Genomic DNA, 7,863 nt, shown 5'->3' on the forward strand with positions numbered 1-7,863 from the left:
GCAGGAATTTCGGTGCCGCCGCCCGCGACAAAGGCCACAACCTGGTGCCCACACCGCCTGCCGGGATCACTGCGTAAAACCTGTCCATAGGGTCCGCTGCAGGTTGACCGGGAGCAGGAAAATTTTGCGTATTCATCATGACAACCATAAGCGATCAGCAGGCCCCAGCCGCGGAAGCCGTGGCGCTTTGGCACTAAACTTCCACCCAGGGTCGTAGTCCGGCAGCGCGCCGTCGTGCTTCAACGGCAGAGCGCCAGCGGGGCACTAGACTCACTGTGCAACAGCCATTTGAGACCAAGCTGTGATTTGTCGCATGCGGCAAGGAGCGCCTAAGTTGAATATGCTGTTAGCGAAGCCTAAATTAGGCAGCAAGTATGAGTGCTCACGCCGTGTGCGTTTCCCCGCGTGGAACCACGCCAGCGCAACGGTGATGCAGGGAAGGTTATTCAGTGCCGACAAAACCAGCTGGCACTCTGTACCGCGGCCGAGAAGGCATGTGGTCCTGGGTGGGACATCGAATTACCGGTGTAGTGATTTTTATTTTCTTGTTGGTGCACGTCCTGGACACCTCCTTGGTGCGAGTGTCCCCGGAAGCGTACACAGCAGTCATTGGGGCGTATAAAAACCCCATTATGGGACTGGGCGAAGCCGCCCTCGTCGCAGCAATCGTGTTCCACGCCTTCAACGGCCTGCGCGTTATTGCCGTTGACTTCTGGAAGAAGGGCCCCAAGTACCAGCGCCAGATGCTGTGGGCTGTGCTTGGTCTGTGGGCCGTGACCATGATCCCGTTCCTGATCCGCCACCTCACCATCGTCTTCTCTAACTTGGGGGGAAACTAGCATGAGCGCCGATTCAATCGCTGCGCCGCGGTCCAACAGCGCGCAGTCACCCAAGTACAAACGCAACAAGGCCTCCCACTCCAGCTTTGAGATGATCGCCTGGCTGTTCATGCGCCTCTCCGGCGTGGTGCTGATTGTGCTGATCTTTGGGCACCTGTTCGTGAACCTGATGGTTGGCGAGGGCATCCACGCCATCGACTTCGGCTTCGTGGCTGGCAAGTGGTCCGATCCGTTCTGGCAGATCTGGGACCTGGCCATGCTGTGGCTGGCCATGCTGCACGGTAGCAACGGCGTGCGCACCATCATCAATGACTACGCAGACCGCGACGGCACACGGATGACCCTCAAGGCCGTGCTGTATGTTGCCTCCGCCGTCATCATTGTTTTGGGCACCCTGGTCATCTTCACCTTTGACCCCTGCCCCGCCGGCGCCGTCATTGACCTTCCATCCTTCTGCACCGTTCCCTAATTCAACTTGTGGGAACACTCCCAGGCCTCTCGGCTTGGGTACGCATGAAGTGATCACCAGCTTTTAATGCAGTAAATGAGAGAAAGAGCATCCAGTATGCAGGTCCACAAATACGACGTCGTAATCGTCGGGGCCGGTGGCGCAGGAATGCGTGCCGCCATTGAATCCGGCCAGCGTGCCCACACTGCTGTCCTGACCAAGCTCTACCCCACCCGCTCCCACACCGGCGCCGCTCAGGGTGGCATGTGCGCCGCGTTGGCGAACGTGGAAGAAGACAACTGGGAGTGGCACACCTTTGACACCGTCAAGGGCGGCGACTATCTGGTAGACCAGGACGCTGCGGAGGTCATGGCGAAGGAAGCCATCGACGCCGTCATCGACTTGGAGAAGATGGGCCTGCCGTTCAACCGCACCCCGGAAGGCCGCATCGACCAGCGTCGCTTCGGCGGCCACACCCGTGACCATGGCAAGGCCCCTGTGCGCCGCGCCTGCTATGCAGCGGACCGCACCGGCCACATGATTCTGCAGACCCTGTACCAAAACTGCGTCAAGCACAACGTCGAGTTCTACAACGAATACTACGTTTTGGACCTGCTGACCGTTGAAGAAGAAGCCACTCGCGAAGACGGCACCGTCTACCTGCAAAAGCGCATTGCCGGGGTCGTTTCCTATGACCTGGCCACAGGCGAACTGCACGTTTTCCAGGCCAAGAGCGTTATTTTGGCCACCGGCGGCGCGGGCAAGGTCTTCAAGACCACCTCCAACGCCCACACCCTGACCGGCGACGGCATGGGCATCGCGTTCCGCAAGGGCATCCCCTTGGAAGACATGGAGTTCTTCCAGTTCCACCCGACAGGTCTTGCCGGTTTGGGCATTCTGCTCTCCGAGGCCGCCCGCGGCGAAGGAGCCATTCTGCGCAACTCCGAGGGTGAGCGCTTCATGGAACGCTACGCCCCGACCATCAAGGACTTGGCCCCGCGCGATATCGTGGCCCGTTCCATGGCCAACGAAGTCCGTGAAGGCCGCGGCTGCGGCCCGAACAAGGACTACGTACTCCTTGACCTGACCCACCTGGAACCGGCGCACATTGACGCCAAACTCCCGGACATCACCGAGTTCGCCCGCACCTACCTGGGCGTGGAACCGTACACGGAGCCGGTCCCCGTCTTCCCTACGGCCCACTACGCCATGGGCGGTGTTCCCACGAACATCACCACCGAGGTCCTGCAGGACAACGACACCATCATCCCCGGCCTGTACGCAGCCGGTGAAGTTGCCTGTGTCTCCGTTCACGGTTCAAACCGTTTGGGCACCAACTCACTGCTGGACATCAACGTCTTCGGAAAGCGCGCCGGTGTGGCCGCTGCCGAGTATGCCAAGGGCGCCGACTTCGTGGACCTGCCGGAGAACCCGGAGGCTGACACGGTGGCTCTTCTGGAGCACGTGCGCACGTCCGACGGCGGCGAAAAGGTAGCTGCGATCCGCAAGGAACTGCAGGACACCATGGACGCCAACATGCAGGTGTTCCGCACCGCCACGTCCATCGACAAGGTCCTTGCCGACATCGCCTCCTTCGAGGAGCGCTACTCGCGCATCACCGTCCAGGACAAGGGCAAGCGCTTCAACCTTGACCTGCTCGAGGCCGTGGAGCTTGGCTTCCTGCTCGAGCTGGCCAAGGTCATGACCGTCGCTGCCCTGCACCGCCAGGAATCCCGTGGCGGGCACTACCGCGAGGACTTCCCGGACCGCGACGACGAGAATTTCATGAAGCACTCCATGGCATTCAAGGATGTTGCTGTCACCGCCGAAAGCTCCGCCGAGCACATCGCCGGAATCCGCTTGGAGACCAAGCCTGTTGTCATCACGCGCTACCAGCCGATGGTAAGGAAGTACTAATGAGCCCCATAGAAACTGCCGAAACCGCCCCGGAGCCGGCCTCCGTTGTGAAGTTGCCCGCCCACTTGGGCGGCGGTGGGGAAATTCCCACCTTCGACGTCACCTTGCGTGTTCGCCGCTACGACCCCGAGTTCTCGGAGGAGTCGAAGTGGGAAGACTTCACCATGACCATGTACGGCACCGACCGCGTGTTGGATGCCCTGCACAAGGTCAAGTGGGAACAGGACGGCTCACTGTCTTTCCGCCGCTCCTGTGCACACGGTGTCTGTGGTTCAGATGCCATGCGCATCAATGGCCGCAACCGTTTGGCCTGCAAGACCCTACTGAAGGATCTTGACACGTCAAAGCCGATCACGGTCGAGCCCATCAAGGGCCTGCCGGTGGAGAAGGACCTCATTGTGGACATGGAGCCGTTCTTCCAGTCCTTCCGTGAGATCATGCCCTTCTTGATCAACCGCGACCACGCCCCCACCAAGGAGCGTCTGCAGTCCGCCGAAGAACGCGCACGTTTTGACGACACCACCAAGTGCATCCTCTGCGCTGCGTGCACGTCGTCCTGCCCCGTGTTCTGGACCGACGGCCAGTACTTCGGCCCGGCCGCCATTGTCAACGCACACCGTTTCATCTTTGATTCGCGCGATGACGCCGGCGACATGCGCCTGGAAATCCTCAACGACAAGGAAGGCGTGTGGCGCTGCCGCACCGTCTTCAACTGCACCGAAGCATGCCCCCGCGGCATCCAGGTCACGCAGGCCATTGCCGAGGTCAAGCAGGCCATCCTGTCCCGCCAGGTCTAGTATTTTCTGACCGGCTGGGGCTTCCCGACTAGCTGGCAGTCAAAAGCGCCGCTCCCCATCAGGGTGCGGCGCTTTTGTGTTCCGTATGCCGAATACCGTATGCCGGCAAGTGGCTCAGCGAGGGGCCGGCCGGTTCCTTAGATCCGCCGCGCTGACGGCCGCAATTGCAGCGGAGATCAGGTACACCTGGCTGAGCAGGTAGAACCAGACGAACAAGCCCAGGATCACTGCGAAGGGAGCCAGCAGGGCATTGCTGGTGATGCCGTTCAAGAGCAGTGCGCTGAAGAAGCGCAGCACGGTGGCACCGGCACCGGAAAACGCGGCTGCCAGCAACAGCACCCGGCGTGGCATGCTCACACGGGATGCGATGCTGAACATGATGATGGCCACGGCCGAGTCCAGGATGAACATCAGCAGCACGGACCCTATTTGTGTCGTGGCACCGGTCAGGAACGTTCCCCAACCCAGCAAATCGCTGATTGTGCCCATGGCGGCGGTGCTGATCAGGCCCAAGATGCTTGTCAGTACCAAGGCGATGGCCAAAATAATCAAGGTCGAACCGTCGCGCACCTTGGACAGCACCGGGTTGGTTCGGTCCCTCGCCAGGCCGAGCAATGACCGGATGCCCTCACGCAGACCGTTGATCCAGCTCATTGCCGTGACGAACAAGGCTGCCAGTGAGATGATCAGGGTCAGCCCGAACCCGCCCGTGCCCAGGAGCTGGTCCGGTGAGGCCAATCCACCGTCGCCGGTGTCAATCAGGCCTGGAGTGCTGCTGGCAACCAGATCGATGACGGCGTCGCGCAGCACTTCGTTGTCCGCGGCGACCATGCCAAAAACGGCGAAGCCGGCAACCAGCATGGCACCAACGGAGAAGAACATGAGGTAGGCGTTTCCCGCGGCAAGCAGCGGACCGCGACGCCGGATGTACAAATTCCACACGCGCAACGGAAACATATTGGCCGCCCACGCACCAACCCAATGGACCAGTGCGCTGGCTTGGGCGACAATGTTTCCCTGCTTGCGTGATTCGTGGAAGGCCGCCCGCCTTGCCGCGGACCACATCGCAAGCGCCCTCCGGTCAAGCGGGCTTGGCGGTGCCTTCGCCGGGGCTGCGAGGGGCCTCTTGCCCCTGACCCCCGGTGCCGTCAACCCCAGCAATTGTCCGCCAACCGGCAAGAATTCAGCGTTTTCGTGCTTCCCCAAGTTTCAGCTCCTCACGCAGTGCCCAACCACCTGACACATAGTCAAAAAGCCCTATGCTGTTGACCTGGAATTCTGCCTCAAAGCCGGCCATTTCCGTCTTCGCACGTGCCATGGCTTCATCGTCAAGGTCGTGGGCAATGGTCAAATGGGGGTGAAAATCAAACTCCAGCAGATGCTCCACCGGCCCGGCCAGCAATTCCCCGTGCAGCGTGGTGCACGCGTGCGCCCCGGCCTCCACATTCAAGTAGACCACTGGGGATACGGGCTCAAACGTCCCGGTCCCGCGCAGTGAGAGCGCAAAGGGCTCCCCCGCTGCCGCGACGTTGCGCACATGCGCGGCCGCTTCCTCCCACGAATGGCTTGCCATCCCGGAAACCAGTGTTATGTGGGGAGGTACGACGGCGGCATCCGGGCCTGCGTAGAACGCGCGCCGTGCGCTGAGCTCGGCAGCAAGCTCCGGGGGCAGGGAAATGATGACCCCCAGGCTGTCGTCGTGTGGGGCCGCAGAGGCGCCGCTCTGACCAATGCCCGGCACGGCTAGCCGACCGCCCCGAGCGGTGGAAGGAAACCTACCTTGGCGTACACGTCCGCCAGTGTCACCGACGCGAGTTCACGGGCCTTCTGAGCACCGCGGGCGAGCAGCGAATCAAGTTCACCTGGATCATCAAGCAGCTCAAGGGTGCGCCGACGGATGGGCTCAAGTCGTTCCACCACGGCGTCGGCCACATCCACCTTTAGATGCCCGTACATTTTGCCTTCGTACCCGGCCACCAGCTTCTCCACCGGTGTGTCCGTCAGCGTCGAGAGGATCTCCAACAGGTTCGTTACGCCGGGCTTGGCTGCTCGGTCATGCGCAATGACGGTGTCGGCGTCGGTCACGGCTGACTTGATGCGCTTGGCCGTCACCTTGGGTTCATCAAGGATGTTGATCAGACCGTTGGGGCCGGAAGCGGACTTGGACATCTTCGCCGTCGGATTTTGCAGGTCGTAAATCCTGGCGCCTTCCTTTTGGATGAAGGCCTCCGGGACCACAAACGTGTCGCCAAAGCGATGGTTGAAGCGTTTGGCTAAATCGCGGGCCAGCTCCACGTGCTGGCGCTGGTCATCGCCAACAGGGACCCCTTCAGGCCGGTACAGCAGGATGTCCGCGGCCATGAGCACGGGGTAGGTGAAAAGCCCAACACTGGCCGTCTCGGCACCACCCTTGGCTGACTTGTCCTTGAACTGGGTCATGCGTGACGCCTCGCCAAAACCGGTGATGCAGTTGAGCACCCAGGCCAGCTGGGCGTGCTCGGGCACATGCGATTGCACAAACAACGTGGACCGTTCCACGTCGATGCCGCCAGCGATGTATTGCGCTGCAGTCTTGCGGGTGCGGGCACGCAGCTCGGCGGGGTCCTGCGTCACCGTGATGGCGTGCATGTCCGGGATGAAGAACAAGGTGTCGTAGCTGTCCTGATTCTTCACCCAATTGACCAGGGCACCCAGGTAGTTGCCCAAGTGCAGGGAATCGCCGGAGGGCTGCATACCCGACAACACGCGGGGGCGGGCAGAGATTTCACTCATGGAAACGTGGGTCCTTTAGAACTTGTAGTCGACAACCAGGGGGGCGTGGTCGGAGAATCGGGCTTCGTAGGATTCTGCCCGGTCGACCACTGATGTCAGCGCCTTGCTGGCAAGGTTTGGGGTGGCCATGTGGTAATCGATGCGCCAGCCGGTGTCATTGGTGAAAGCCTGTCCACGGTTGGACCACCAGGTGTAGGGGCCGTCCACTTCCCCTGCAAGTTCGCGGGCCACGTCCTTGTAGCCGATCTCCTCGCCAAAGAACCTGTCAAAGTAGGCGCGCTCGTCCGGCAGGAATCCTGACCGCTTGACGTTGCCCTTCCAGTTCTTGATGTCCAACGTCTTGTGCCCGACGTTGAGGTCGCCCACCACCAAGGCATGGTCGCTTCCGGCGGCCAGTTGCGGCAGGCGGGAAATCATGGTGTCAAGGAAGCGGAACTTGTCGTCCTGTTTGGGCGTGCCCACCTCACCTGAATGAACATAGGCACTGACAACCGTCAACGTCGTGGGTGTTCCGTCCGCGCCGTTGAGCTCGTAGTCGGCCTCAACCCAGCGTCCTGTGGTGGCGAAGTAGTCATCACCAATGCCAACACGGGTTGCCACCGGCTCCAGCACGTCCTTGCGGGTGGCGATCAGCACCCCTGCCCGGCCCTTGGCTTCAGCTTCGGCGTGCAGCAGGTGCCATTCTTCGCCGAGGAACCCCTCCACGATGGCGTCGGGTGCACGCACTTCCTGCAGACACAGAATGTCTACATCGCGCTCCGCCAGCCACGGAGCCATACCGTTCTTGTAGGCGGCACGGATGCCGTTGACATTGACGCTTGCGATCCTCAATCGACCGTTTTGAATACCTTTGCTCACTTGTTCAACCTTACCTGCAGTGGCTCGTGATTCCATGGTCACCGAGTTCGTTTCGCTGCCATGACCGTCTTGGTACGTGGTGGGCCCACAATCCCGAGGGACCCGACGCGAGCTTGCGAGCGTTGGGAGGGATTGGGTGGGCCCACGCGCCCGAGGGCCCCGACGCGAGCGGACACCCGTTGGGAGGGCGTGGGGACTAGTCGATGATGACGCCGCTAACCGGTTCGTCACC

General features: G+C 61.4%; 9 protein-coding genes. 4 read left to right on the plus strand and 5 right to left on the minus strand.

Annotated features, from left to right (window positions below; genetic code table 11):
* On the minus strand, positions 1–136 hold a 136-nt coding region (locus Q4P21_RS15220), incomplete at its 3' end, for a sugar phosphate nucleotidyltransferase (RefSeq protein WP_303389579.1).
* Between the two features lie 313 nt (positions 137–449).
* Here Q4P21_RS15220 and sdhC point away from each other — a divergent pair.
* From sdhC to Q4P21_RS15240, 4 genes are all read left to right on the plus strand, one after another.
* Positions 450–839: a succinate dehydrogenase, cytochrome b556 subunit gene (sdhC, locus tag Q4P21_RS15225; protein ID WP_207345899.1), complete on the plus strand. Its 390-nt coding sequence runs from the start codon at positions 450–452 to the stop codon at positions 837–839.
* A gap of 1 nt (position 840) precedes the next feature.
* Positions 841–1,308 carry a succinate dehydrogenase hydrophobic membrane anchor subunit gene (locus Q4P21_RS15230; protein WP_207345900.1) on the plus strand — a complete coding sequence of 156 codons (468 nt, stop codon included), beginning with the start codon at positions 841–843 and terminating at the stop codon, positions 1,306–1,308.
* 96 nt (positions 1,309–1,404) lie between these two features.
* Entirely contained in the window at positions 1,405–3,204 is a 1,800-nt protein-coding gene (sdhA, locus tag Q4P21_RS15235; RefSeq protein ID WP_303389580.1) for a succinate dehydrogenase flavoprotein subunit, read from the plus strand.
* Positions 3,204–4,001 carry a succinate dehydrogenase iron-sulfur subunit gene (locus tag Q4P21_RS15240; RefSeq protein WP_303389575.1) on the plus strand — a complete coding sequence of 266 codons (798 nt, stop codon included), beginning with the start codon at positions 3,204–3,206 and terminating at the stop codon, positions 3,999–4,001. Before sdhA ends, Q4P21_RS15240 begins: the two co-directional genes overlap by 1 nt.
* A 114-nt stretch (positions 4,002–4,115) precedes the next feature.
* On the opposite strand, the gene Q4P21_RS15245 is transcribed toward Q4P21_RS15240, so the two are convergent.
* The 4 genes from Q4P21_RS15245 to Q4P21_RS15260 are packed head-to-tail and all read right to left on the minus strand — an operon-like array spanning position 4,116 to position 7,619.
* On the minus strand, positions 4,116–5,207 hold the full coding sequence (locus tag Q4P21_RS15245; RefSeq protein ID WP_303389576.1) for a YihY/virulence factor BrkB family protein: 1,092 nt from the start codon (positions 5,205–5,207) through the stop codon (positions 4,116–4,118).
* Positions 5,185–5,742: a 2'-5' RNA ligase family protein gene (locus tag Q4P21_RS15250; protein ID WP_303389577.1), complete on the minus strand. Its 558-nt coding sequence runs from the start codon at positions 5,740–5,742 to the stop codon at positions 5,185–5,187. The genes Q4P21_RS15245 and Q4P21_RS15250 overlap by 23 nt, the downstream gene beginning before the upstream one ends.
* A 2-nt stretch (positions 5,743–5,744) precedes the next feature.
* Entirely contained in the window at positions 5,745–6,773 is a 1,029-nt protein-coding gene (gene trpS, locus Q4P21_RS15255) for a tryptophan--tRNA ligase (RefSeq protein ID WP_303389578.1), read from the minus strand.
* Between the two features lie 15 nt (positions 6,774–6,788).
* Positions 6,789–7,619, minus strand: a complete 831-nt coding sequence (locus Q4P21_RS15260) for an exodeoxyribonuclease III (RefSeq protein WP_303389581.1) — start codon at positions 7,617–7,619, stop codon at positions 6,789–6,791.
* Between the last annotated feature and the right edge of the window lie 244 nt (positions 7,620–7,863).

This window comes from Arthrobacter sp., assembly GCF_030540645.1.
Classification (GTDB): domain Bacteria; phylum Actinomycetota; class Actinomycetes; order Actinomycetales; family Micrococcaceae; genus Specibacter.